19 protein-coding genes are annotated in these 24669 nt (G+C 62.7%); 4 read left to right on the top strand and 15 right to left on the bottom strand.

Going from position 1 to position 24669, the window contains the following annotated elements; translation table 11 throughout:
* Positions 1-174 precede the first annotated feature (174 nt).
* Positions 175-1659, top strand: coding sequence for an LTA synthase family protein (locus NMD1_RS09980; RefSeq protein ID WP_307545210.1), 1485 nt, complete (start codon positions 175-177; stop codon positions 1657-1659).
* On the opposite strand, the gene NMD1_RS09985 is transcribed toward NMD1_RS09980, so the two are convergent.
* Positions 1640-2452: an SDR family oxidoreductase gene (locus tag NMD1_RS09985; protein WP_124809924.1), complete on the bottom strand. Its 813-nt coding sequence runs from the start codon at positions 2450-2452 to the stop codon at positions 1640-1642. The two genes, NMD1_RS09980 and NMD1_RS09985, sit on opposite strands and share 20 nt — an antisense overlap.
* A gap of 268 nt (positions 2453-2720) precedes the next feature.
* On the opposite strand from NMD1_RS09985, the gene NMD1_RS09990 reads away from it, so the two are divergent.
* Entirely contained in the window at positions 2721-3269 is a 549-nt protein-coding gene (locus NMD1_RS09990; RefSeq protein WP_233497504.1) for a sterol desaturase family protein, read from the top strand.
* A 3-nt stretch (positions 3270-3272) separates the two neighbouring features.
* Here NMD1_RS09990 and NMD1_RS09995 read toward each other — a convergent pair whose 3' ends face one another.
* From NMD1_RS09995 to NMD1_RS10015, 5 genes are read right to left on the bottom strand one after another with little or no spacing between them, the layout of a single operon-like run.
* On the bottom strand, positions 3273-4481 hold the full coding sequence (locus NMD1_RS09995; protein WP_125954633.1) for a glycosyltransferase family 1 protein: 1209 nt from the start codon (positions 4479-4481) through the stop codon (positions 3273-3275).
* Positions 4478-6106 carry a beta-3-deoxy-D-manno-oct-2-ulosonic acid transferase gene (locus NMD1_RS10000; protein ID WP_233497506.1) on the bottom strand — a complete coding sequence of 543 codons (1629 nt, stop codon included), beginning with the start codon at positions 6104-6106 and terminating at the stop codon, positions 4478-4480. Before NMD1_RS10000 ends, NMD1_RS09995 begins: the two co-directional genes overlap by 4 nt.
* The gene (locus NMD1_RS10005; RefSeq protein WP_125954635.1) at positions 6103-6717 is read right to left on the bottom strand and encodes a histidine phosphatase family protein; all 615 of its coding nucleotides are present in this window, start codon (positions 6715-6717) and stop codon (positions 6103-6105) included. The genes NMD1_RS10000 and NMD1_RS10005 overlap by 4 nt, the downstream gene beginning before the upstream one ends.
* Before the next feature lie 8 nt (positions 6718-6725).
* Positions 6726-7568: a 3-deoxy-manno-octulosonate cytidylyltransferase gene (gene kdsB, locus NMD1_RS10010; RefSeq protein ID WP_233497508.1), complete on the bottom strand. Its 843-nt coding sequence runs from the start codon at positions 7566-7568 to the stop codon at positions 6726-6728.
* Positions 7561-8547, bottom strand: coding sequence for an SIS domain-containing protein (locus tag NMD1_RS10015; protein ID WP_124809919.1), 987 nt, complete (start codon positions 8545-8547; stop codon positions 7561-7563). Before NMD1_RS10015 ends, kdsB begins: the two co-directional genes overlap by 8 nt.
* A gap of 206 nt (positions 8548-8753) precedes the next feature.
* Between NMD1_RS10015 and kdsA the strand changes: the two genes are divergently transcribed.
* A complete protein-coding gene (gene kdsA / locus NMD1_RS10020; protein WP_125954636.1) occupies positions 8754-9581 on the top strand; it encodes a 3-deoxy-8-phosphooctulonate synthase in 828 nt (275 codons plus the stop codon).
* A 151-nt stretch (positions 9582-9732) separates the two neighbouring features.
* The gene (locus tag NMD1_RS10025) at positions 9733-9942 is read left to right on the top strand and encodes a hypothetical protein (protein WP_147457742.1); all 210 of its coding nucleotides are present in this window, start codon (positions 9733-9735) and stop codon (positions 9940-9942) included.
* A 15-nt stretch (positions 9943-9957) separates the two neighbouring features.
* Here NMD1_RS10025 and NMD1_RS10030 read toward each other — a convergent pair whose 3' ends face one another.
* The 9 genes from NMD1_RS10030 to NMD1_RS10070 all read right to left on the bottom strand — a co-directional run bounded on the left by NMD1_RS10030 (position 9958) and on the right by NMD1_RS10070 (position 24641).
* The gene (locus NMD1_RS10030; RefSeq protein ID WP_233497510.1) at positions 9958-11007 is read right to left on the bottom strand and encodes a polysaccharide biosynthesis/export family protein; all 1050 of its coding nucleotides are present in this window, start codon (positions 11005-11007) and stop codon (positions 9958-9960) included.
* Positions 11008-11235: 228 nt separating this feature from the next.
* Positions 11236-12321 (bottom strand): glycosyltransferase family 1 protein, encoded by a 1086-nt coding sequence (locus NMD1_RS10035; protein WP_125954638.1) that lies wholly within the window; start codon positions 12319-12321, stop codon positions 11236-11238.
* Positions 12318-13214 (bottom strand): GDP-mannose 4,6-dehydratase, encoded by an 897-nt coding sequence (locus NMD1_RS10040; protein WP_125954639.1) that lies wholly within the window; start codon positions 13212-13214, stop codon positions 12318-12320. Before NMD1_RS10040 ends, NMD1_RS10035 begins: the two co-directional genes overlap by 4 nt.
* Positions 13215-13376: 162 nt before the next feature.
* Positions 13377-14411 carry a GDP-mannose 4,6-dehydratase gene (gene gmd / locus NMD1_RS10045; protein ID WP_125954640.1) on the bottom strand — a complete coding sequence of 345 codons (1035 nt, stop codon included), beginning with the start codon at positions 14409-14411 and terminating at the stop codon, positions 13377-13379.
* Between the two features lies 1 nt (position 14412).
* Positions 14413-15651, bottom strand: a complete 1239-nt coding sequence (locus NMD1_RS10050; RefSeq protein ID WP_125954641.1) for a class I SAM-dependent methyltransferase — start codon at positions 15649-15651, stop codon at positions 14413-14415.
* A gap of 69 nt (positions 15652-15720) precedes the next feature.
* The gene (locus NMD1_RS10055; RefSeq protein WP_125954642.1) at positions 15721-18366 is read right to left on the bottom strand and encodes a glycosyltransferase; all 2646 of its coding nucleotides are present in this window, start codon (positions 18364-18366) and stop codon (positions 15721-15723) included.
* A gap of 14 nt (positions 18367-18380) precedes the next feature.
* Positions 18381-21416, bottom strand: coding sequence for a DUF4214 domain-containing protein (locus NMD1_RS10060; RefSeq protein WP_125954643.1), 3036 nt, complete (start codon positions 21414-21416; stop codon positions 18381-18383).
* Positions 21417-21428: 12 nt separating this feature from the next.
* A complete protein-coding gene (locus tag NMD1_RS10065) occupies positions 21429-23201 on the bottom strand; it encodes a hypothetical protein (protein ID WP_125954644.1) in 1773 nt (590 codons plus the stop codon).
* 213 nt (positions 23202-23414) lie between these two features.
* Positions 23415-24641: a glycosyltransferase family 1 protein gene (locus NMD1_RS10070; protein WP_158453936.1), complete on the bottom strand. Its 1227-nt coding sequence runs from the start codon at positions 24639-24641 to the stop codon at positions 23415-23417.
* Positions 24642-24669 lie beyond the last annotated feature (28 nt).

A 24669-nucleotide genomic window follows, 5' to 3' on the forward strand; every position in this document is an offset into this window, starting at 1 on the left:
CTCATCCAGACGTCCCTAGGGCGAAGCGCACGAAGCGTCGATGAGCCATGTTCAGGTTTCCACCAATCAATTTCATCCACTTGCGCACGAGCCGCCCATGACATTGCCTTCGGGGATGGCTAAGGCATTCACGCAGCGGCCACCCTGCCCGCGCGGATGTTCTATCGAGGGGCTGTGACAGGCACGTTTCTGCTGTTTTCGGGGCTTGTCGCCGCGTCGTTGGTGCTGGACGGGCTGGTTCGCCCCCGGCGGGGCGGCGATGCGCGTTGGCCTTTGCGCAGCGCGGCCGGCATGGTGCTGCACATGCTGCTGGTCGCCAGCGGCTTCGGGTTGTTCCTTGGCATCTGCGGCAATCCGCTGGCCTCGGCGATCCTGACGCTGGCGCTGGTGGCGCTGTTCACGGTTGTTTCCAACGCCAAGCACACCATGCTGGGCGAACCACTGGTGTTTACCGACCTCGTGCTTGTCGGCGCGGTGTTGCGCCATCCGCAGTTCTATCTGTCGGCGTTGAGCCCGGTGCAAAAGGGTGCGCTGATCGCCAGCGGACCGGTGCTGCTGGCGCTGTTCGCGTGGCTATTCGTCGGCGACATCGGTGCCCATCTGGCCGGCGCGGTGCTGCTGGCGGGCAGTCTGGTGCTGTTGCGGTGGGTCATGGCGATTCCGCCATGGCGCGATCTTGCATCGGCGCCCGATCTGGACGGGGACGTGTGCCGCCATGGCTTGCTGGCGACTCTGCTGCTTTATTGGCTGCGCTGGCGCGCGACGGCCAATCCCGCGCCGCGTGCGCACCCCGAGGTGGCGATTGGAAGGACGGCAGCCGAACCTCCGCTGGCGGTGATCGTGCAATGCGAATCCTTCGCCGATCCCGTGGAGCTGTTCGGCGATCCGGCGCTGGAATTGCCGGGTCTGGCCCGCGCTCGTTCGGTCGCCTGGCAATGGGGCGATCTCAACGTCAGCGGGTTCGGCGCCTATACCATGCGCACCGAATATGGCCTGATCTTTGGGCGGGACGAGGAGGAACTGGGCTTTCGCCGGTTCGATCCGTTCCTGACCGCGGTGGGCGAAGCCTCGCACGCCTTGCCGGCCCGCCTGGCCGGGCGCGGCTGGCGGAGTCTGTTTCTGCACCCGCACGATCTGCGCTTCTACAACCGGCAACGCATCATGCCCGCCGCCGGGTTCGCGGAGATGGTGGGTGAGGAACATTTCGCGCCGCCCTCGGCAGGAGAGGGGCGCTACGTAACCGACGCGGCCATGGCTGGAACGATTGGCGATCTGGCACGAAAGGCCACGGAAGCAACGGTGCTTTACGCCGTGACGATCGAGAATCACGGCCCCTGGGCACCCGAGGATGGATCGGGGCCGCGCGATCTCGTTTCCTCCTATCTGCGCCTTGTGCGTAACAGCGATGCGATGCTGGCGACATTGCTCGAAGCGCTGGCTGACCTTGGCCGGCCTTCGGTCCTCGTCTTCTTCGGCGATCACCGCCCGAGCATCCCCGGTGTCACCACGCCGGGGCCGGTGCGCCACACGCCGTATGTTGTCGTCCGCCTCGATGCCTTCGGCGCGGTGGTGAAGGGGGAGCGGCGGCGCGTGGATCTGACCCCGGCGCAGCTCCATCACGCGGTCCACGATCTTCTGGCTACACTCCCGGCGGCGTAAGCGCGCGCAGCAACCGATCGCGCAGGAAGCGCGGCAGGATCGCCGAGATGAGCCGGAGCAGCCCAAACGGCCAGGGCAGCACGGCATGGGGCTTTCGGCGCGCTGCCGCTCTCGCGATCAGCGCGGCGACTCTGTCAGGCTTCAAAATCAGCGGCTTGGGGCCAGGAACCCGCCGGGCTGCTGCCGTATCGATGAAGCCGGGGGATACGAGCGTCACGGATACGCCGTAAGGCCGCACACCGATGCGCAGCGCGTCGGTGAAGCGGGCCAGACCCGCCTTCGATCCGGCATAGGCGGCGGCGAAAGGCAGTGCGTGATCGGCGGCGGCCGAACCGATCACGACGATCGCGCCGTGCCCGCGCGCGGCCATCGCTTGGGCGCAACGGGCGGCCATGGCCGCTTGCGCCACGAAATTGACCTGCCCCAGACGCGCGACCTGCGCGGCGTCCTCCACCAACGCGCCCGCCGCCCGGATATCGCCGCATCCCGCGGCGAACAAGGCAAGGCCGAACGGCTCGTCGGCCTCTTCGCGCGACAGGGCTTCCAGCGCGCCATCGGTATCGGATAGGTCCAGGGATCGGGTATCCACCGCGCCCGCGCCAAGCTCCAGGCAAGCTGCGGCGACGGCATCGAGCCGGCCACTGTCGCGCCCCCACAGCGAGAGCCGGGCGCCCGCGCGGGCATAATGCCGCGCGAGGGCGCCACCCAGTTCGCCCGATGCGCCTACGACAAGAACCCGGCCTGTCTGGGGGGCAGGAACAAAACTGCCATCAAACCGTATAGGGCTGGCCATATAGGGGTGTAATCCTGAGTCCTAACCAAGGGCGAACCCGTGGATTTATGCAATTTCTACTGCACTGCACACGCGCCAATACCGCATTTTCAGTGGGATGGCGGTTTGGGCATCCTGTCGTCCGGAGGGGTGCATTCGCCTATTTTGGGGACTTTAGACTCTTGACACTTGGAGGCCTGTCCTGTCCAGAGTCAAGGTTATGACAGCCCGGAGTTCGCATCTGCAACCGATCAGATTGTTTCGGAACGCGTGGCTTGAAAAGCTGACCGTGGTTTCCCCCGTCGCTTTCGGCGTGATCTGGGGGATGTTTCTCCCCTTCCTGGTCTGGATGGGCTGGGGCACCGTCAGCGTGGCTGCCGCGTTCAGCCTGGTCGTGGGCGGGCTGTGGCTCTGGACGCTGTTCGAATATGCCATGCATCGCTTCCTGTTCCACCTACGGCTGAAGTGGAAGCCGCTGCAGGCTTTTACCTTCATCATGCACGGCAATCATCACGCGAGCCCCAATGATAGGCTGCGCAACATGATGCCACCGATCGTGAGCGTGCCGATCGCCGCGGCGGTGTGGTACGCCTGCGTCTCGATGGTCGGACCGGGTGGGGACTGGCTGTTCCTGGGCTTCATCTCGGGCTACGTGGTTTACGATTTCACCCATTTCGCGTGCCATCAGTGGCCGATGCGCGGCCGCATGGCGCGCGCGATCAAGCAGCACCACATGCGCCACCACCACATCAGCGAACATGGCAACTACGCGATCACGACGCCGCTGTGGGATCGTCTGTTCGGAACCGCGATCACCTCGACCAAGCCGGGGAACTGACGCTCAGGCGGTCGGCTGGCGAAGGCCGGTGATCGCCTTTTCGACAATATCCATATGCTCGCTCCACAGCGGCTTGTGCCATTGGCCAAGGCGCGCCTTCTGCGCGGTGTGGGCCGGGCCGGAACGGGCGTGGTCAAGGATCATCGCTTTCCAGCCGGGGCCGTCCAGCGGATCGAGGTAGTCGGGCGTGTTGCCGCCCACCTCGCGCAAGGCAGCCAAATCGCTGCAGATCACCGGCACGCCCAGCGACAGCGCCTCGGCAACCGGCATTCCGAACCCTTCGGCGAACGAAGGCATCACCAGCGCGCGGGCGCCCGCCAGCAGCGTGGCCATCCGCTGGTCGGAACAGCCGTTGATTTCCTCGACGTGGCCTTTCAGCGCCGGGCAGCGCTCCAGCATGTCGATTACCTGTTCGTTTTCCCAGCCGCGCCGGCCGACGATCACCAGGCGCGGCACGGCCTGCGCTGGCATCGTTTCCACCAGATGGCGCCACAGGTGCAGCAGCAGGAGGTGATTCTTGCGTGGCTCGATGGTGCCGAGGCACACAAACGCGGGCCGCTCCGCCGAGGTCGCTGGAGCGGCTGGGGCGGTGAGGTCTTCGGTGCCCAGCAAGGCGACATGCGTGGCGATCCCCCGGCCGCTCCGTTCGATCCACGGGCGCAGCGACTGGCCGGTGGCGGCGGAATTGACGATCACCGCATCGGCGCAGGCGGCCACCGTTTCCATGCGCTGCCGATGCAGCGCCGCGCCCGAAGGCCGGGCATATTCGGGAAATTCGATCGGGATCAGATCGTGCACCATGCACAGGAAGCGCGCCTGTTCCCGCCGCAGAATGCGGCGCACCTGCGCCTGGCGCGTGAGGTGATGGGGCGAGACCTGGACATAGACGGGCGGCACCGGGCCGGACGGGGCCGGCGGGCGATGCGGCCACAGCGCCGCCATCTGCGGCAGGACGGACGGCAGGGAGCGCTGGTGCGGATCGTCGGCTTCCTGCGTCCAGCGCCGTTCCAGTTCGTCGAGATAGGCGATGGCCTGCGCCCGCCGCAGCCGCCCGTAAAGGCCGGCGGGATGGACGGCGGCGAAGGCCAGCCTATCACCATAGCGCTGCAACAGGCCGCGCGCGTAGGCCATCTCCACCCGGTCCACGCCCGACGGCGTATTGTGGCGCACGCGCGAGATCAGGCGTGAGATGTCGAGAATGACGGCGGTCATCGCCACATCGCCATGAACCGCCCCTGCCAGCGGCGCAAGGGCGCCACCCAGCCCAGCCGGTTGGGCGCGTGGTTTTCCGCCATGCGCCGCACCAGCACTTCGGGCGGACAGGGGAGGCTAGTGACGGGATCGAGATAGCGGGGGTAGAGGATCAGCACCCCGGCGACGAGTTCGTCGAGCGTCAGCGCGCGCCCGCGCCGGTCCGGCACCGTGCCCAGATCGCGGGTCAGCCCCCAACCGGCGTAGAACGGCGTGCCATGGCATGTCACCGCGCGCCCGCGCATCAGCGCCTCGAACCCAGTCAGCGAGGTCAGCACATGCACGGCATCGACCACGTCGAGCAGCGGGGCCATGCCGCCTTCGCGCACGATACGGTCGGCCAGTTGCAGCACCTCCCCATCGGGCACCGCGCCCTTGCGGTGCCCGGCATCGACATCGGGATGTGGCCGGAACCAGATTTCCGCATCCGGCTCCAGCGCGCGGACGCGGCGCAGCAGCTCCAGATTGGAATGCAGCCCGCCGCCGCCGGCCAGCACCGACATGTCGTCCTCGACTTGCGCAGGCACCAGCACAAGCCGCCGCCCTGGCTGGCGGGGAGGGGCGGACGAGGCCGCGCCGGTGGAATACTTGCTGATCCCGGCGGCCACGATCGTTTCGCGCAAGGCGCACGCGCGCGCGATCAGGTCGGGCGCGAAGCGGGTGGAGGCGAGAACCGTTTCGAGGTCGCTGGGGCCGGATGGATCGAAATGGATGCCCTGGCGGTCCACCACGATCGAGGAGGGGGGCACCAGATTGCTGCCCAAGCCCACCGAGCGGACGAACCCGTCCTCCACGCGCACGAGCGGCACGCCCTTGTCTGCGGCTGCGGCCAGCAGCGCAGGCGATACACGCGATGGCCAGATGGCTACCTGACCGTCCTGCCGTTGCGCCAGACCCAGCGCGCGGGCGGGGCGCGAGACGATCCGCAACGGTTGGCCGGGGCACCAAAGGAAGCGACGGATTTCCTCCCGCTTCCACCACGCCATGCCGCAGGCCGCGACGATGCCCCGGTTGCCGTCGATGATCCGGCGCCATTCGGCCAGGGTCATGATCGTCGCGAAGAGGGTCGTGGCATCGCCGGTAAACGGATCGCGATAGCAAGGTGTGGTCAGCGCGCGCAGGGCGGCCGTTTCCAGCTCGGCCTGCGCGTCGCCCGGTGCGCCGAAGGGGCCGGGCGACAGAACGCGCACGGGTACGCCGGCGATGCACGCCAGGGCGACCCATTCGTCATCGCCGTGCGCGACGAGCAAGCCCGCGCCGTCGATCGCGGACCACGGATCGGTTGCATCCGCGCGAGCGGGTGTGATCCACAGTGCCTCTGCCGCTTCCTGCTGGTTGAGACCGCTGGCCAGCGTTGCGGCTTCATCGGGCGAGCGGGGGCGCAGGACGACCGTGGCAGGGCGAGAAAGCGCGGCGGGCCTTTCCCAGAACGCGCCGCCGACTCGCGCCGCGCGGATACGGGCGAACAGCGCTGCCGGATCGCTGTTTTCCGACGATGCGGAGGCAATGCCGGCGATCGTGACTCCTGCATCAAGGCCCGGAAACGGCGGCGCGCGCAGCAAGGGCTGGGGGGCGGTTGCGCTCAAGGGCGCTGGCCCCACACGGGAACTTCAAGCCGACCGTCCGAACTGCGGCGGATCATGCCATAGCCGCCCGTGGGCAGCTTCAGCGAAGGCAGCGCTGCGGCAGCCTCGCGCAAGGCCGGATCGGCGAGCAGCGCAAAGCGGGCGGCGCCGTTGCTGGTCACCAGCAGCACCGGGGCATCAGGATCGGCGGGTGGGCGCGCAAGCAGATCCGCCCAGGCCGCGATGCGCGCGGGCGCATTCACGATCCATCCGGACGGCGGTTCGGCGGCGTGGTCCCATGCGTGCAGTGCAGCGTGGCCGATTCGCGCCAGCACGGCGTCCTCGGTCTGGTTCTCGTCCGGTCCGTGGTCGATCTCGGCAAGGAAATCGGCGGGCTCGGGCGTGATGGCCGTGCCTTGCGCCGCCAGGATGGGCACTGCAGTCTGTTGGGCGCGGAGCAGCGGAGAAACCAGCGCGCGGCCGAAACGCCAGCCCAGTTCGGCGAAGTGGTCGCCCAGCCGGCGGGCTTCCTGTTCGCCTTCGTCAGTCAGCGGAAGATTGGTGCGCGCGCCGATGCGGCGCGGCGCTTCCCCGGCGGCAAAGGTTTTGCCGTGGCGGACGATGACGAACACGCGGGCGCTTACGCGGGATAGGGATCGCCAAACCGGGCGATGGCTTCTTCGGCCAGCGACAGGTCTGCGGGCGTGTCGATTCCGGAAAGGACATGCGGCGGGACGTCCACGGCGATGGTATCGATCGCCCATCCATGTTCGAGGAAGCGCAACTGTTCCAGACCTTCCAGTTTCTCGTACTGGCTGGCCCGCGCCGATGCGAACCATTCCAGGGCCGGGAAGCTATATCCGTAAAGGCCGAGATGTTGCCAGACCGGAGAAAGCGGTTGTGCCCGCAAACCGTCTTCGCCGCGCAGGGCGGGCAGGATGGTCTTGGAAAACCACAGCGCCCGCCCATGGGGGGCGCGCACGCAAGTCGTGCCGCTGAAAGGGGCTGTCCGCTTGTGCGCGCGCAGGCGGTCCAGCCGTGCCCAGTCGAGCTGGAACACCGGCGTCACGACCCCGGCCGTCCGCTGGCGCAGGACCTCCAGCAGCCCGGCCACGATCGCGGCGGGCGTGAACGGCGCGTCTCCCTGGAGATTGACGACGAATGCGGGCGGGGCTGGGCGTGCACGTGCCGCCGCGAAGGCGCGGACTGAGCCGGAATCGAGATCGGTCGAGGTCATGGCGACATCGACGCCAAGGTCGCGGCCATGCGCGGCGATCCGTTCGTCATCGGTCGCCACCACGACCTCGCAATCGCCGGCCTGTGCCGCCGCCGTCCGCGCGATGGCCACGACCCGGTCCAGCAGCGTTCGGCCGGCGATGGGCAGCAAAGGCTTGCCGGGCAGGCGGGTGGACCCGAAACGGGCAGGGATGACGATGATGTCCGGACCGAAATCCTTTCCGGAACCGGCTCCTAAGTCAGGCAATGCCGGCCCTGACGATATCGTGCATGTGCACCACGCCCACCAGCCGTTCGCCTTCGATCACGAACAGCACGGACACCGCGTTTTCGTTGAGGATGCGCAGGGCGTCGGAGCAGAGCATGTCGGGCGATACCGTTACCGGATCGGGCGACATGTGCAGGCCGATCGCATCGTTCAGGTCATGCACCGCGATGCAGCGGCGCAGGTCGCCATCGGTGAAGACGCCGATCAGCCGCTCGGCATCGTCGACGACCGCCGTCGCGCCATAGCGCTTGCGGCTCATTTCCAGCGTGGCGCCCGACAGCGTCGCGTGCCGGGTGACCTTAGGGATCGCGCTGCCGGTGCCCATGACGTGTGCCACGGTGGAAAGCTGCGCACCCAGCCGGCCGCCCGGGTGGAACACCCGGAAGTCGGAAGGGGTGAAGCCGCGCGCTTCGATCAGCGCCACCGCCAGCACATCGCCCAGCACAAGCTGCAGCGTGGTGGACGAGGTGGGTGCCAGATCGTTGGGGCAGGCTTCGCGCACCTGTGGCAGTTCCAGACAGATGTCTGCGGCCCGCGCCGCCGAACTGTCGGGATGCGCCGTCGCCACGATCAGCTTGGAGCCGAGGCGGTGGCAATAATCGAAGATGTCGCGCAGTTCGGCGGTTTCCCCCGACCAGGTGATGGCCAACACGACATCGCCTTGCGTGATGACGCCCAGATCGCCGTGGCTGGCCTCGCCCGGGTGGAGAAACACCGATGAGGTGCCGGTCGAGCGCAGGGTCGCGGCGATCTTGCGGCCGATATGCCCGCTCTTGCCCATGCCACTGACGATGACGCGGCCCTTGGTCTGCACCATGGCATCGATCGCCATGTCGAGCGAGTGCCCGAATCGCTGCGTCTGCAGCACGCCTTTCAAGGTCTTCAGTGCCTGAAGCTCGATCTCCAGCGTTTTCAATGCGGAAGCCGTGTAAACCGGCCGGAAATTCTCGATCTTCATTTCCACCTTGTTCTCTACACTGTTCGCTCAAGGCCTTGCCAGGTGCCGTGCGGAGCGGTCGTTTTGCATGTATTTCAGATATTTGTAACAAGAGAAATTGCCAAAATGGCCTTGCTTATCCATGAGGGCCAGATCGTTGAAATCAAGTTTATTCGTATCTGAATCGGGTGGTCTCGCCCGGATCTCGAAAGGTGGCGGAATTCCTCATGCGGCTTTGTGAACGCGACGTTGGTGCTGATTCGAAGCTTTTCGCAATCGCCGGCCCCTGCGTGATCGAAAACGAACATCTTACCCTGAGCGTGGCCGAACGCCTGGCCGCCACCGCCGACAAGCTGGACCTCTTCCTGATTTTCAAGAGCTCCTTCGACAAGGCGAACCGCACTTCGGACCAGTCGTTTCGCGGGCTCGGCATGGATGAAGGGCTGCGTATCCTGGAAAAGGTCCGCGAACGGACCGGGCTGCCGGTGCTGACCGACATCCACGAAGCCGGCCAGGTCGCGGCGGTGGCGCAGGCGGTGGACGTGCTCCAGACGCCGGCGTTCCTCGCGCGGCAGACCGATTTCATCGCCGCTGTTGCCGCATCGGGCAAGCCGGTCAACATCAAGAAGGCCCAGTTCATGGCGCCGGGCGACATGCGCCAGGTCGTGGCCAAGGCCCGCAACGCGGCGCGCGCGGCGGGGCACGAGACCGATGCCTTCCTGCTATGCGATCGTGGCACCTCGTTCGGCTACAACACGCTGGTGTCCGACATGCGTGGCCTCGCCATCATGGCGGAAACCGGCTGCCCCGTGGTGTTCGACGCCACCCATTCGGTCCAGCAGCCGGGCGGCCTCGGCGAACGATCGGGCGGACAGCGCGAATTCGTCCCCCTGCTCGCCCGCGCGGCCGTGGCGGCGGGCATTGCTGGCCTGTTCATGGAAACCCACCCCGATCCGGACCAGGCCTTGTCGGACGGCCCCAACGCCCTGCCGCTCGACGCCTTCGAGCCTCTGATGCGGCAGCTGCTGGCGATTGACGAGGTGGTGAAGGGGTAGCGCTAAGCCGCTCGACAGGCAGGGGCCTGGTTCGCCGCTGGACTGATCGTGTTGTCGCTAGGAGCGGATATTGGGCTATTGGTCTGACGCCGCTATCACGCGGCTACTGAGAGATGTGACCCCGCTATATTTGTCTTTTCACGGCGCTGTGATGAAGTTTCGACGTGAGATTCTACATAGGCAGCGTAAGATATTCTATGAAATCCGTATCCCCATTCCGGTTGAAGTCGAGACCAAAAAGCAGCTTTCCGGTCTGAACTTGGCTTGGTACGATTTTTGCGCAGGTCCAGATCCAAAAGACGCCGTCGTTTCTGATGTGATCGAGGGCATCGCCAGCCGACGTTCTATCCATGGCACGTGAACATCTCTGCTCCTATTAGGGCAATATTGTCGCCGCTGTAGCTGCTGGCAGGATCGTCGACGAGATCACATTCACGAACTTCTGGATATCCGCGAGCGGGGCGTTGGAGACATATAGGACGTCATGATTGCGGATCGGAAACGATTGCGCGACAAAAAACGTCGCTGGATCCTTGAGGTTTACGCGATAGATCACGGGAATCTTCCCGTCCGGAGTGGACCGCGCGCCGGCGGCCAAAACCGGATCGATGGCGGCAGGATCCTCGAACCTGAATATGAAGACGCCCTTCACGTCAGCCCGCGAGTCTTGCAGGCCAGCGACGCGACCCAAGGCTTGTACCAAGTTGATGCCGGTTCCCTCGAACGGAACCTCCTCGTTGCGGGTAGTAGCGCCGAGAGCGGTAAAGCTGAAAGGTTGAAACAGCGCGGTCACCACGTCATCGGGCTGGAGCCTGATGTTCTGCCGTGGCTCTCGGATCACCGTTTCCAATGCCATCGATGCCAGCCTGTCGCCGCGGGTGATCTGGATCGTCATCTTGCCGACAGGCTGCTTCACGCCCCCCACGGCAGCAAGGACGTCGAGAAGCCGTTCACCCTTCGCCGTCAGCTGAACCCTGCCGCTGGAGGAGACGTCGCCGACGACGGTCACGTTGTTATTCGCGTTCCGGATGATCCTGACGATCGTCTGGGGCTGGTGCGCCTTGCCCACCAGGCGGCGATCGATCTCTCGGGCAATCTCTTGCGTGGTCCGCCCGGCCGCCCGCACTTGTCCAACGAACGGCACGTTCAGCATGCCGTCACGCCCGACCATCTGCTCCGGCAGCGTCGTGCCACGCGCGGTCGAATTCGAAGAGGACAAGCGAGCATCCCCGCCCGCCGAACCAAAGAGCACTGCGGGTGGCGCCTCCCAGATGCCGATGTCGACGACATCGCCGCTACCGACAACCGCGCCTACAACATAGCCGTCGCCAAGACTTTCGGCGAAATAGCTACGCTCCGTCGTAGCAAGCACCCGACGTGCGGCCGCATCGTTCAGGTCTACGACCTCGATTCCGGCGTTCGTCACCGATTGACCATTTGCGCGATTCACTGCCCGGCTAGACGGGCCTACGGCGGGCACTATTGCGCACGCACCTAGCATCGTCAAAGCAATCGCTGACACGCCAAGCTTCAACACACGATTGCTTGCCATCATAAACATCAACACTCTTCGTGCCTAGGAACCGTCCCAATGGTCGCTATGGCGGAGACCGATAATGGGATCAAGTCGCGCTCCGCGAAGCCCAGCCGTGGATCACGTCAACGTGCGGTAGATTGCCGCTGTCCGCTGAACGCAATCGGTCCAGGTGAATTGCGCCGCCCTTAGCAAACCCGCTTCTCGCGCTCGGGCGCGCCATTGATCATCGCTCAAGCCGATCTCTATCGCCTCAGCAAAAGCCTCGGTATCCAGCGGATCGACTAATGCCGCCGCACCGCCCGTCACCTCGGGTAGGCATGCCCGATCGGCCACGATTGTAGGCACGCCACACGCCATTGCCTCCAGCGGCGGCAGCCCAAAGCCTTCATACACCGATGGGAACAGGAAAAGTCGCGCACCGGCGTAAAGGGCGGGAAGATGCGCTTCCTCAACGTAACCGAGGCGTTTCAGCCATCCCTCGCGTTCCGCACGTTCGAGCGCCGCAATAGTAACGGGATCCGGCCAGCCATCCGCGCCAGCAACGACCAGCGGAAACCGCGCTCGAAGGGATGGTGGCAGCAGTGACCATGCGGCAAGCGCGTGCGACAAGCCCTTGCGGGGCTCAAGCGTAGCGACACAAAGGCCGTAGTCACCCTCCGTAAGCCCCGCTGGCAGCAACGACTGTCCTCTGGCTTCCGGATGGAAAGTAGGCGATATCCCCAGCGGAATCGCCGAGACGCGGTCGGGTGCGAGACCTAGCGTTTCGATAAGCTCCTGCCGATTCCAGGCCGTGTCCGCGATCACGTGACGTGCGATCGCCAGCGTTGCGGAAAAGCGGCGTTCAAACTGACGAACGCGTTCGGCCGGATGCATGTCCGGGAAACGCAGCGCCGAGAGATCATGCACCGTGACGATGCCTGTTTCTGCCCAGGGCGGCAGGAAATAATTCGGCCCATGAAACAGGGCGTCACGATAACGGTGCCGGAACGAAAAGCGCTGGATTCGCCGCTGGAACGGATAACGGGATCTAGCGACACCGACATCTGCGAGAAGCGCCTCAGGGTCGCGTATCTCCCGGCCCCCGCGATGGAAGACCAGATCGTCGCCCAGATAACGGGGAAGCCATCTGGCGAGTTCAAGACAGTAGCGGCCGATGCCGGTGAGTTGCGGGCCGAGACTGTCGACGCATAAAACCTTTGTCATCGACTGCCTGAGAGCATCCAACGCAGTGTATCTGCCAGCGGAATGCGGCAAAGCGGGCCAACCAACGAGTCCAGCAAGGAGGAATCTCCCCAGAGTTGCTTGATCTCATTCTCCCTGATGAGCGCAGGATCGACTTCAACGTCCAACGTGCGACCGGTGATGTCAGCGACGATGCTGAGGATTTCGGACAAAGAATAAGCTCGGCCCGAGCTGACATTGACCGTCTTGCCGATGGCCGAGTCCCCTTCCAACAGCCGGCAATAGGCTTCCACCACGAACCGGACGTCCGAAAAGTCTCTGGCGACGTCGAGATTGCCGAGCTTGATTGCTCCAGCGCCAGCGCGCACATGGTCGACGATCTTCGGGATCAGGAAATCGCGGGATTGCCCGATCCCCGTGTAATTGAACGGCCTCGCCGTAACGATCGGCAGCTGCTGCACGAACATGGAAGCTACCATCTCCGTGGCAACCTTGCTGACCGAATAGTCATTGACCGGGTCGGGTGGCATGCCCTCGCGAAGCAAACCTCCGCTCCGGTTGCCGTAAACATTGGAGCTGCTGGCGAGCAGAATGTTCTTTGGCAGGTGGGCGCACTGCGCAAACGCACCTAGGAGATTGCGCGTCCCCATGATATTAGTACGATAGATTTCCGCCACGTCGCCGTGCAGCACGAACGAGATCGCCGCTAGATGAAGGACGTAGTGAGGCCGCTCCGCCGCGACGATCTTCGTCACGGCCTCCGCATCAGCGATGTCTGCAACGTGCACCCGATCCGCGCCGTGCGCGACGACGGGTCGATGCGTGATGCCGACGACCTCTAGGCCGCGCGCTTTCAACGCATCGACTGCATAGCGGCCCGTGAAACCCGCAATGCCCGTCACGAGAGCCTTCACCTATTTCCCTCCGCTTCGGCCGAGGCCGATTGAACGATTCTCGTCGCAGCATGAACCGCGAACGCACATGCACAGCCGTCCAGATGCTTCTGTCACGACCTACCTGATAGTGGGGCCGGCGCTTCCCCAAGAGCGGTAGAGCCAACCCCGTGATCCGGATCGTCAGAACATCCAGCCCTGCTCGACGCGGCGAAGATCGGCCTCGACCATGATCTCGCACAGGCGCTCGAGGGTCATCGTCGGCTCCCAGCCAAGAACGTTCTTGGCCTTTGCGGGGTCGCCGATGAGGAGGTCAACCTCCGCTGGACGGTGGAAGGCGGCATCCAAACGGGCGATCTGCTTGCCGCTCGTCTTGTCGAACGCGACCTCGTCAACCCCGCTTCCTTCGAAGCGGAGGTCGAACCCGGCGGCAGCAGCGGCCATCGTCAGGAAGTCGCGGACTGTCTCCGTGCGGTTGGTGGCAAGCACGAACGTATCTGGCTCGTCCACCTGAAGCATGCGCCACATGCCTTCCACATAGTCACCAGCGAACCCCCAGTCGCGCTTGGCGTCCAGATTGCCGAGGACCAGCATATCCTGCTTGTTCCGGGCGATTCGGGCCATGCCTGCGGTGATTTTGCGCGTGACGAACTCAAGACCGCGCAGCGGGCTTTCATGGTTGAACAGGATGCCGCTGGACGCAAACATACCATAGCTCTCGCGATAATTCAGTGTCATCCAGTGCGCATACAGCTTCGCAACGCCATACGGGCTCCGGGGATAGAATGGCGTTTCCTCCGTCTGTGGGACGGCCTGAACCTTGCCGAACATCTCCGACGTGCTGGCCTGGTAGAAGCGCGTATCGAGCCCGCTCAGCCGCAGCGCTTCCAGCATGTTCAGCGCGCCGATGCCGGTGATCTTCCCCGTGGTTACCGGTTGCTCGAACGACATTCCTACGAAGCTCTGCGCCGCAAGATTGTAAATCTCGTCGGGCTTCACCGCCTGAAGGAGGCGCAGAATGGAACCGAGATCGGTGAGATCGAAGTCGACGAGCTTCAGTTGCGGATGGTGGGTGACGCCGAGTTCATCCGTGCGCCAGAAGTTGGTGGATGCAGCGCGCCGATACGCACCATATACCTCGTACCCGTTGTTGAGCAGGAGCTTGGCGAGATACGCGCCGTCCTGTCCCGTCAACCCCGTGATAAGCGCTTTTTTCATTTTAGATAATCTCGATCTCGGGGAAGGGGAAGATGAACTTTCCGCCGTCATTCATGTACTGCTTTTCGCGGCGCAGGATCGAATCCTTGAAGTGCCAGGGCAGAACCAGGAAGTAATCGGGATCCATAGCTCGGGCTTCAGCTTCACTGATGATGGGGATGTGACTGCCCGGCGTCACGCGGCCGAACTTCTCCGGATTCACTTCCGCAATGGCAGGAATGTCTTCCTGGGTGAAGCCGCAGAACTGAAGGGCAACATTGCCCTTGGTCGATGCGCCATAACCTAGCACGTTCTTGCCGTCCGCGCGCAGCGAACGGATCAGCCGGGTCAGATCGTCGCGATGCCGGAACACGCGCTCCTCGAAATCCCGGTACGGCTTGGGCGTGTTGAGGCCCATCCGATCTTCCTGCTCGAGCAGCCAGTTGATCACTGCATCGTTGACGCGGACTGCCGTGTTCGACTTCTTGGCTGCCGTCACAGCGAAGCTGCCGCCGTTGACGTTATTCATGATGACATCGACGAGCTTGAGATCCGCCGCTTCGAGGATCAGCTTAACGACGCCCAGCGAGTAATATTCGAGGTGCTCGTGGCAGATCGTGTCATAGGAATTGAGTCGCAGCATCGACGGCATGTAGCTCTGCTCGAAGTGCCACAGACCGTCGCTCGCCAGCGACTGCTCTATCTGCCGGGCGAACGCGATGGGATCGTCCAGGTCGTAGAACATGGCGATCGAGGTGATCAGACGCGCCGACGCCGCACCAGTCTGCGCATAGGCAGCTGCCGAGAAGAAATCAGGAACGAGCTTGACATCATCCGGATAGTATTGCGCGAACTTCCGGCCGGTCGGATCGATGCCGACGCGATGGATACCCGAGATCGAGTAGGCCTTCAGCGTTGTGCAGTCGTTCGAGCCGATGTCGAGTACCGTATCGCCCGGCTTCAGGTCAACCAGACGCTCCAGATAGGCGACCTTGGAGGTGAGATGGTCCACCATCGACTGGTTAAGACCGGAGCGATACCCATAGTTGTCGCCGTACATCTCCGAAGATTCGTAGGTGTGGCGCAACTGCAGAAGCCCGCTGTCGGGGGCCCAAACGAGCTCAAGTGGCCCGCGCGTTACGCTTTCTTCCGCCGATCCGGGAAATACGCCGGTCAGTTCTTGGAGTCCGAGGTTCAGAACCGAAACCAAGTTCTCCGACTGGCTGACGCGACACCTTTCGATCGTCTTGTAAGAGTTCATGTGATTCTCCGTGGAAATTGCAGTCTCGCCCGCAGTCAGCTGGCAGGCAACCAGTTCGAAATTGCGGGGTCAGTGGATGGCGGGCGCCTTCACTCCCGAAACCCACTGCTTGATCGAGGCGGGTGCCGCAAGAGCAAGCCTCTCGTCCAGCGCAAAAGCCTTCCGAAAACACCATTGTGCGCGATTTAAATCTTCGGGCACATGGATGTTCGCCGTCTCGCTGCGATCGATCGAGATCGAGACGGCATCCTCGAACAGCGCATCGTGAACCTTGAGCCACGTCCAGACCTTCTCCTCGTCGACACCTGAATCCCGCGCCAGTTGTAGGACGAGTGGCATCAGCACGAGGTGCCAGCGCGGGCGATGCGCAGACCAACTGTTGTGCGCGTTTCCGACAATGCCCACCTCGGCAAACCAGCGCGCCGGGCAATAGGCGTAGCTGCCAAGCAGAAGCTTCGTCGTCGGCACACATTCCGTCAGGTCGCCGAACGGTATGCCGGTGAACGGATAGTCGAAACAGGCTGCCAAGACGTCAGCCCGGAAAACGAGCGGATAGATTGCGGTGAACATGTTATCATGCTCTTCTGCAATCTTGTTGATCGGGCGGACCCCGTCTCCACGCGGGTCGGGTGCAAGCCGTTGCATCTCCGCAAGAAATTGCGTCGCATGATCGGTCGGGGAAAACTGCATGCGATGATAGACGGCGAAATTGTGCACCATGAGCGGCAGGCCGGGCGTGCTGTCGATCGCCTCCAGCACCGCTTCGATGCGTCCCGGCACGATATAGTCATCATCGCCGGTAAGCCACACATAAGGCGCGAACAATCTGCCGCCACACACATGCAGATTGCCGAGCATGCCGACATTGTTGGGATTTTCCACAAGGCTGAAGCGGGGGTGATGCACGAACCGCTGCAGTCGATGGAAGCTGTCGTCTGTCGACGCATTGTCGACGACCACGCATCGTACCGACAAACCACGTGAATCGATCTGGTTGAGCAACCACTCGACGTTATGCTCGATAAAGCCGGCGCGATTGAAGGTGGACAGCACGATCGCGAGCTTTTCGGGCGGGTGCGGGATTTCTGACCAGAAGGCGCGCAGCATCGTGCATCGCATATCGGTTTTGTCGTGAAGCGCGAGCGCGCGGGCGCGCTGGCGAGTCATTGCAATCGCGCGTTCGACGGCTTCGGCACTCGCCGCCATGCCAAAAAACGCGCTGGGGGGCAGGATACGGCGAACCGATTCCCTCTCCGCGGCCTCTATGATTGTAGCTTCGGCTTCGGGATGCGCCGTCAGCAATACGTCCGCTGCCGCCACATCCTCAATATTCGCCCCATTCAGTTCACGGAAAAGAAGAAAGCTCGCGCGTTCGCCACTCTCGCGATCGGTCGATGCTGCCGCATCGGCGGCGTTATCGGTGATTTTCCAGGTAACGCCGTGCAGGTCCGTCGCCAGCGCGGTCGCGCTCGGCGCAGAACAATATTCGAGTGCGGCCGCACGGAACGCTTCTTCCGCCCGTTGCTGCGCCGCCGTCGCGTCGCGAAATGCGCCTAGCATCAATTCCACGTAATCGCTCCAGCTGAAGCGAGGGCGCTTGGCGATGTCGCGTTTTAAGTCCGCGATCAATTCCGGCTCGTTGAGCATCCGAAGGACGCCTTGAACCATTGCCTGATCGTCGAGCGTATCGACGGTCAGGCAGCCGCCCTCATTCGCGACCTCGGCCATCGCACCGAAGGACGCGGTCAAGCAGGGCACGCCGCGCTGGAGACTTTCGACGATCGGAAGACCATAGCCCTCATGTGCCGAGACGAAGGCGCTGAATGAGGCGCGTTCGTAGGCAGCCGCAACTTCCACCTCCGGGGCATATTGATGGTAATGGATGTTCGGGTTCCGCCTAATCTCCGCATGGAGCGCCATTGCGCAATCCGGGTGGAGCGAACCGAACAGGTCGATGGTCAGGTTCTCGAGTTCCGGGTGCCGGCGGCGCGCATCGTTGAGCGCCTTGAGCAGGCGTACCTGCTGCTTTCGCGGCTCGATGGTTCCTACCATCACCATGTGTGGGAGCGGTGCGCTAGAAGATACGGTCAGCGTTTGCCCCCAGGCTTCGCCTTCGCGATATTCGCCGAGCGGTGCCGGGATCACGCGCGCACGGATCGCGTCGAGCTGCTTGACGCTGAGCTCGGTCTCATCCGCGAGAAACTCCATCAGGCTCGCCGCGGAGAAGTGCGAAATCGGAAAGATGCGGTCGCACAGCGCAAGTTCGACCATATACTCCAAATGCGGCGGTCGACCCGCCGCATAGGCTGGCTCGACCGCGGGAATCAGATCGTAAAAGACAGCTGCGGAACGGATGCCTGCCTCCGCACACTGCGCGCGCATGGCCGCGAACTGCAGGGTGCCGCGATCCACGAAATAGAAGATTTCCGGGTTCAGCAACCACGCGGTTTCAGGGTTCTCGACGGTGTCGACGAACCGATAGCGCACGCGATGGCATGCGGGATGCGGTCCGATCGGTGGGTCGTCGCTGCGGAACAATGCCCGCAGGTCGCGCAGGTCGAGATCCCGCAGCTGCCCATCAAGGACGTCCCATTTCACTAGCCGCAGATTGCAGCGGCCGATCAGCGCCCTTGCAGCCTCCACCACCACCCGTTGGATGCCGGAACGGACGTCCTGCCGGACGGTGTGCCCGCAATAAAGGAGAACAGTCGGCATGTCGTTTTCAGTAGTCACTTCGCCACCTTGACAGCCCTCAGGGTTTCATCCTGCAGGTCGAGGCTTCGATTATGATAATAGTCTGACCAAATTTCATCGGACCAACGCGCCCGGAAAAGCGCATATTCCCGGTCCCTTCGCCGCAAGACAGATTCGTCCGTCAGTGTCTTCTTGATCGAGACAGACTCAAGATGGAAAAGGATCGACCGCGGGTCCAACACCAATTCGACGCCGCTGTAGAGCGCGCGAAGCGAGAGATCAACGTCCTGTAACATCGTCGCAAGCAGCGCATCGAACCCATTCAGATTATCGAAGGTTTCCCGCTTCATTAGCAGGCAGGCCCCCGTCAGGCTGCTCACCCGCCTCGGCGCCACCAGCTCGAACATCGGCGCATCATGCGGCGCGGTGAGGTGCCGGAAGCTGTGCCCGGCACAGTTGTTGAAGCCCAGGTACATGCCGCCATGCTGGATCGTCTGGTCCGGATACAGTAGCAAAGGGCCGACGATACGCGGACGTTCGTCATGAACCAGATCCATCATGCGATCGAGCCAATCCGTCCCGATCGGACTGATATCGTCATTGAGGAAGAGCAGATACTCACCCTCGGCGCTCTGCACGCCGAGATTGTTCTGCTCCGAGAAGTTGAACGGCTTATCGTAGACCAAAATTTTGCAACGAGCATCGCTACTGAGTTCGTCGAGATAGGTCTTCGAATAGTCCGACGACGTGTTGTTAGATACGATCACGACGTCCTTGATATGCGGCATCGTGAGCAGCAGGCTGACAAGCCCGCGTAGCAGATACCCACTATCCTTGGTACAAATGATGGCGCTGACGGTGCCCGGTGCAGCAGCTTCCGCATCCCCGGGAATCTGCAGATCGCGATGCAGCGCGACGCGGTGGGCGCGAAGAACTTCGTCCGTCAGGCTGCCATTGAGAATGAACGGAAACGGAAGATGCGCCTGCGCGTCGCGCCGATCGCCGATATGTGCGAGCGCGACCTGCGCAACATGGTAGGCGGAAGCCGCGGCCTTGTCGCGAACTGCGCGAAAGGCGGAAAGGGAAAGGAGGAAGCGCGACTGCATGTAGTCGGCGAACTTGAGATGAAGTGGGTCGATCCCATGGAAGGAGACAAGGAGCAGGTCGCCATTTTCTACGATCCCTTGGTCGGTGAGGATGAAGTCACGCGACCAGCCGCCGGTCTTGAGAAGCGTTTCGCCGAGACGAGGATCTATTTCATCCGACGCGTCCAGGAACAGAAGCAGATCGCCGTCGCTGGCTTTCGCTTCGATCGATGCGAAGTCGAGCGCTCCTACCCCGCGCTGCGCGGCACCCAGTTCGACGACATTGATGGTAAAGGCTGATGCTTGCCGCAGGCGTTCCAGGCTCTGCTGCAATCGTGCGGAGGCCGGGCCACCCGATACTACCACGAGCAATCCGCCAGCGCGCGCAGATGGCCGTTCGGTCGTCGCGGGCCAGAGCCGATCGAGGATTGCAGGCGCGTTTTGAGACCAGATGTGAAGTGGGACGCGTCGCCCGGCATCGAGCCTGATGCAGTCCATATCCTGGCCCAATGACGCGTCAGCGAGCGGATCCGGCAGGGGTGCCATTGCGGGACTGTCGACCAATCGCGTAGCCGCAGGGGCGGGCGCAACGGGGGGCGGCGCGGGAGAGATCATTGTCCGCGGGCGAGACTGGGTCATCTGGTCCAGCGCCGACAAAGCGCGCGCCACGCCATTTTCTACCGCACGCAGTCTGGTATGCTGGCTGTGATCCACACCACCCCACCATCGATTCCAGAGAGGAGGCGCGGAGAGCGCGCGGCGCACTCGAAAGGCTCGCAGTGCCCGCTTCATGCCCGGCACGGTGGCATCGATGAGTCGTCCCTCACCCGAGCGCGATAGATCCGCCAGCACACGCAGCCGGCTCTCACCCCCGCGCAATAACGCGACATAATGGCGGAGGCCTTCCCGATCCGCATCGCGGCGGAGCAACGTCCGATAGGCCAGGCGCACAAATTGTTCGTCGTGATAACCAAGTAAATCGTGGATCGTCATGAAATCGCTCTGCACTTGCTCGACGGGTGGTGCCGCCTCTTCCACCGAGGATGTTTCTGCCGTGGCTTCAGTGGCTACCCGTATCGGTCTGGCGGAGATCGCTGCAAGCGCTTCCTCTAGTCCCTGCAGTTCTGCTCCTGCTGCCCTGCCTTCGTCCGAGAAAGCAAGGTTCCCTAAGACGCTGATCCGGCTCATTCCACGGTCCAACGCATCGGAAAAGAATGCACGGCCCTCCGCATCCACCGGGCGGTTCAATAATCGCTCGTAGCTATATTCGAGGAACTTCTCAGGTTCGGCAGCGAGAAGGTCGCCAAGCGCGAGCTCCGGAACCGGCCTTTCCGCCAGTATCGGATCCTGGGCCAGCGCCTCGCGTGCCGCAAGCGCCCGCAATTGTTCTTCTTTAACCTCCGATAGCTGACCCGAGAGATCAGAAAGCCGACGTTCCAGCCGCTCGCTAGCAGCACCCAAATTGCGCAGTGCCAGCGAAACCTGTCTTGCCTGCGCAGATGCATCCGTCTCGTCGAACCGAATACCGAGCTGCGCCACGGCCGCCCCCAATGCGCGCTGGCCGGCATCGATTTCTCGCAACTGGCATCGTATCGCATCTACTGCCGACGGGTCGCTGATCTGGGCGCGAACCTGTCGCACCTCATCGGTCAAATGCGCAAGAACTACCTCCAGCTTGCCGAGGCTGCCACGCAAGCTTGCGACCTCGCTTCGAGCCTCCAAATCTTCAACAGACGGGAGGGCGCTCAAAGTGAGAGCGATGCCCGACAGGTCTCCGAGCAAATCGGCAATCTTGGCATGAATGGCATCAAGCGCGGCTTCGTTTCTGGTGGAGATCCCCCGCACATCCGAAAGTTTATCGTACAGCTCTGCGCGACGATTCTCTGCATCATCGGCAATGCGCTGTAACATTCCGGTAACCCAAGAATTTATTTGCTCCAGCTGAACAAGAAAAGTATCTCGTTCATCATAGATTGCTTTGGTCAATGCAACCTCCGGCTATTGTACGCCTGCCCAGATGAGCTTCGCCGAACTGTCGCGAAATGACGAGGATCTCACTTCTTCTGCGACATACACCTCAAAATTCTTGAGGCAGATACCTAATTCTCGCTTGTCCTCACTTTGATACAAAATTGAGGGGCTGGCAAGTTGCGTGAATGCAAATTTCACCGCGCAGCAAGGCGTTGCGGGTGCGACCGGGATGTCAATCTCCGCATGCGCGCCGGTAAAGGGGTTAAACATCACGTAGGCCACGACCTTCCCGTCGATGCTTACGGAAAGCGCCGGCGACCTCGGCAGGATTCCGTCCAGCACGGATATGCTCGCCCGCAGCCGAAGCCTTCCGCCGGCGGCAGCGCTGGCCGGGATGGGAGGGCGAACTACGGCCGCACGTGCGCTGCTCCAGACGTGTGTACCCTCGATTTCATGAAATCCCTCAAGATATTCCGATCCAATCGGCGTGCAGAGCGGAAGCCGCCACCCACTTCCGGGGGACGGCCAGCTCGGATGGCAGTCGATCCGAATATCTGGAAATGAGGCGATACCGGGCTGGGGGATGGAGTCTCTCGCTGAATCGAGATGGTGCCCGAAGACGTTCAATACCGACTCCGGCAATTTCGCTACTTTGCCCGGGAAAAGGCTTTTATGCGCGACCTCCACCGGGCTTCCACTCTGCAGGACCCCGTATCCCCATTTGTCCATCGTGAAGCGGATGAAGTCTGGGCCCAATGCAAAGGTGCTGGCCGGGTTGATGCGGGCGGCATATCCTAGCGCCAGATCCCAGAAGGGCTGTTCCAGAAGTTGATGGCCGACCGCGAAATAGCCCAGCTTATCGACCGCCGCGTCGCGGAAGCTCGACCGAGGGTCTCCGTGTAAAAAGGTTACATCGTGCCCCGCGGCCTCCGCCTCGACGCCTAACGAGGAGGATAAGGTCGCCACCTTGAGCTTTCGGTCATATTGAAAGAGGTGCGCGTAGCTGTTTCCGCGATTGACGATCACAGGTATCTCAATGCCGGCGGCCAAGATGCCTTTTAGGAATCCCTCGGTTGACCCGTAAGGATGGCGCTGGAAGTACAGGGCCTCTTTAGAGCCTGCTAGCTTCGAAAGCTCCGCTCCGAAGTCACTCCACCGTGCGAAGCCGTCACGCCGCAAGAGCGACGCATCTTTGTCGGTCTGGCCGATGACGAACAAATGTTCCGGAGCAACCCGTGCATGCGCTATATCGAGGTGCCCGAAAAGAGCGCGCAGTCGGGCGATCTGCGCCGGCAGGCCGAGTTCCACCGGATCTTCCGCAAGGGCGGTGGCAAGCTCGAAGACGTTGGTCGTCAGGCCGAAGATCTGGTCGGCCAAAAAGCGTAGCGGATGCTGGTACAGACTAACATAGCTGGTGCCACATCGATCGAAATGCTGCTTCATTCTCGCCGGTAACTCGAAGCCCACGACGAGATCATACGCCGTCAACCTGTCGAGCCAGCGCTGGAAACCATCCAACTCCACGCGGCCCATCGCTTCCACCCAAGCGGACTGGGGATCTTCGATATAGCGTTGCTGCAAGTCGGCATCATCACAAAGGGACGCGAGCAAGCCTTTGTCGCCGGACGGGTAGACAATGTCTAGCACCCCCCGGTCTTGTAGCGTGCTGCCAAGCAACCCAGCCAACCACCGGACGTTTGAAAACTGCGGCCCGCCCAGACTGCCGTTTTTCAGCTCCAACCGGAAGATGTTCGCCGTAAGTGCGATACGTCTAGTACCCAAAACCAGCCTTCCAATCACCGCAGGCCTACATAGCCGCCGCGCTTCCCGCACCGCCCGCTCGCGCCGAGCCTATCGCCCGACGCCGGTGAAAGCTGTAGAGGACCGCAGCGCCAACGCCAAGGCTACGAAAAGCAGCAGTTCGCCGCATTGGCCACTCCCGACAGCCGCCGCGGGGCCGGGGGCGCAAGGCCCCTGTAGGAAGTAGACGCTCCCTCTTGCCGAATATAGGTATCAGATCACGGGACGGTCCGAAGTTTCTCCCGCGTGAGACATGGACTGCCGCAAACGAAGAACGGCTGTGACCAGCGTCATGGCAGCGCGCTCCCAGCCATCGTCTTCGCTCGATTGCGATGCGGCCTTGTGAGACTTGCTCTGGGCGAGAATCTCTTTCCCAAGGGAGGTGGCTGAGTCGTCAGAGAAGAAGCGCATGAGCGGAGAGTCGAACTCGCGCAACACTGGCAGGTCGCGGGCCAACACGGCCTTGCCATGGGCCAAGGCTTCATGCACCGGAAGGCAATAGCCCTCATCGAACGAAGCGACCAATACCATTGCGCATTCTCGATATAGCATATCGAGAAATTCGTCGGAAACCATGGGCAGCCACAAGGCACCGTGACTCTCGAGGCTGAGCGCAGATAGCGATTCCTGCAGGGACTCCGTCTTCCAACCCGGCTTGCCGACGATGACCAGGTACGGCGCATAAGCAGGCGATCGGCTCCACAGCTGGTGATGCGCAGCCAGGGCCACCGCATGCCCCTTCCTCGGCTCGATCGTACCCACCATCAATACTGTCGACCGGGAGCGCAGGGCATCGATGATCTCGACCGCATTCTGCGGCATCCCGCAGGACGACATCGTGCCCTTGATGCTGCCGCCCAGCCTCAAGACCTCGCTGCGAATATGTCGCGCACGTCGCGGAAACGCCCGTTCAAGATAACCACGAAGATCGGCGCCTACCGTTTGCGAGATGGGCAGTACCAAATCGGCTTGATTTCCGATCACGCTCAGCCAGCGCCGGAATACCTTGCTTGTTCTGGCGTTGAACCAGTCTGGTCGCCGATAAGGCAGAAGATCGTATACGACGATCCCTACCACGGCACCTGCCCGTCGCCAGCGCCGCAATTGTCGACGATGGCGGAAAAGGAGATGTGCGCTGAGATCTAGGCCGACGAACGCATCCCCATCCCGAAGAGCCAATGGGCCACCGGCACCTTCATCGCACGGCACCTCCGGCAGATAGGGCGTGTTCACGATGCGGAATGCAGATCGCTTCGACGCCGCGACGGCAAAGATCTGCACCCCATGGTCGCCGACCGAGAGTTGCTCGCATATTGCGCGAACGACCCGCTGTATGCCGGTGCGTGCGTCCCCATGAATGATGGTTGAAACATCGAGGAAGATGCGCGTGATCGGTTGGCGCGAAGACGGCGGACGAGGCTCAGGGAGCAGCGCGCTCAACAACCGGGAAATCATCGTTAAAGCAACG

It is taken from the genome of Novosphingobium sp. MD-1 (genome assembly GCF_001014975.1).
GTDB lineage: Bacteria > Pseudomonadota > Alphaproteobacteria > Sphingomonadales > Sphingomonadaceae > Novosphingobium.

Excerpts from the sequence above, each read along its gene's own strand:
- NMD1_RS10055 (WP_125954642.1), bottom strand. The coding sequence starts at position 18,366 with ATGCCGACTGTTCTCCTTTATTGCGGGCACACCGTCCGGCAGGACGTC.
- NMD1_RS10050 (WP_125954641.1), bottom strand. The coding sequence starts at position 15,651 with ATGAACTCTTACAAGACGATCGAAAGGTGTCGCGTCAGCCAGTCGGAG.
- NMD1_RS10025 (WP_147457742.1), top strand. The coding sequence starts at position 9,733 with ATGAAGTTTCGACGTGAGATTCTACATAGGCAGCGTAAGATATTCTAT.
- NMD1_RS09995 (WP_125954633.1), bottom strand. The coding sequence starts at position 4,481 with ATGACCGCCGTCATTCTCGACATCTCACGCCTGATCTCGCGCGTGCGC.
- NMD1_RS10015 (WP_124809919.1), bottom strand. The coding sequence starts at position 8,547 with ATGAAGATCGAGAATTTCCGGCCGGTTTACACGGCTTCCGCATTGAAA.
- gmd (WP_125954640.1), bottom strand. The coding sequence starts at position 14,411 with ATGAAAAAAGCGCTTATCACGGGGTTGACGGGACAGGACGGCGCGTAT.
- NMD1_RS10035 (WP_125954638.1), bottom strand. The coding sequence starts at position 12,321 with ATGACAAAGGTTTTATGCGTCGACAGTCTCGGCCCGCAACTCACCGGC.
- kdsA (WP_125954636.1), top strand. The coding sequence starts at position 8,754 with ATGCGGCTTTGTGAACGCGACGTTGGTGCTGATTCGAAGCTTTTCGCA.
- NMD1_RS09985 (WP_124809924.1), bottom strand. The coding sequence starts at position 2,452 with ATGGCCAGCCCTATACGGTTTGATGGCAGTTTTGTTCCTGCCCCCCAG.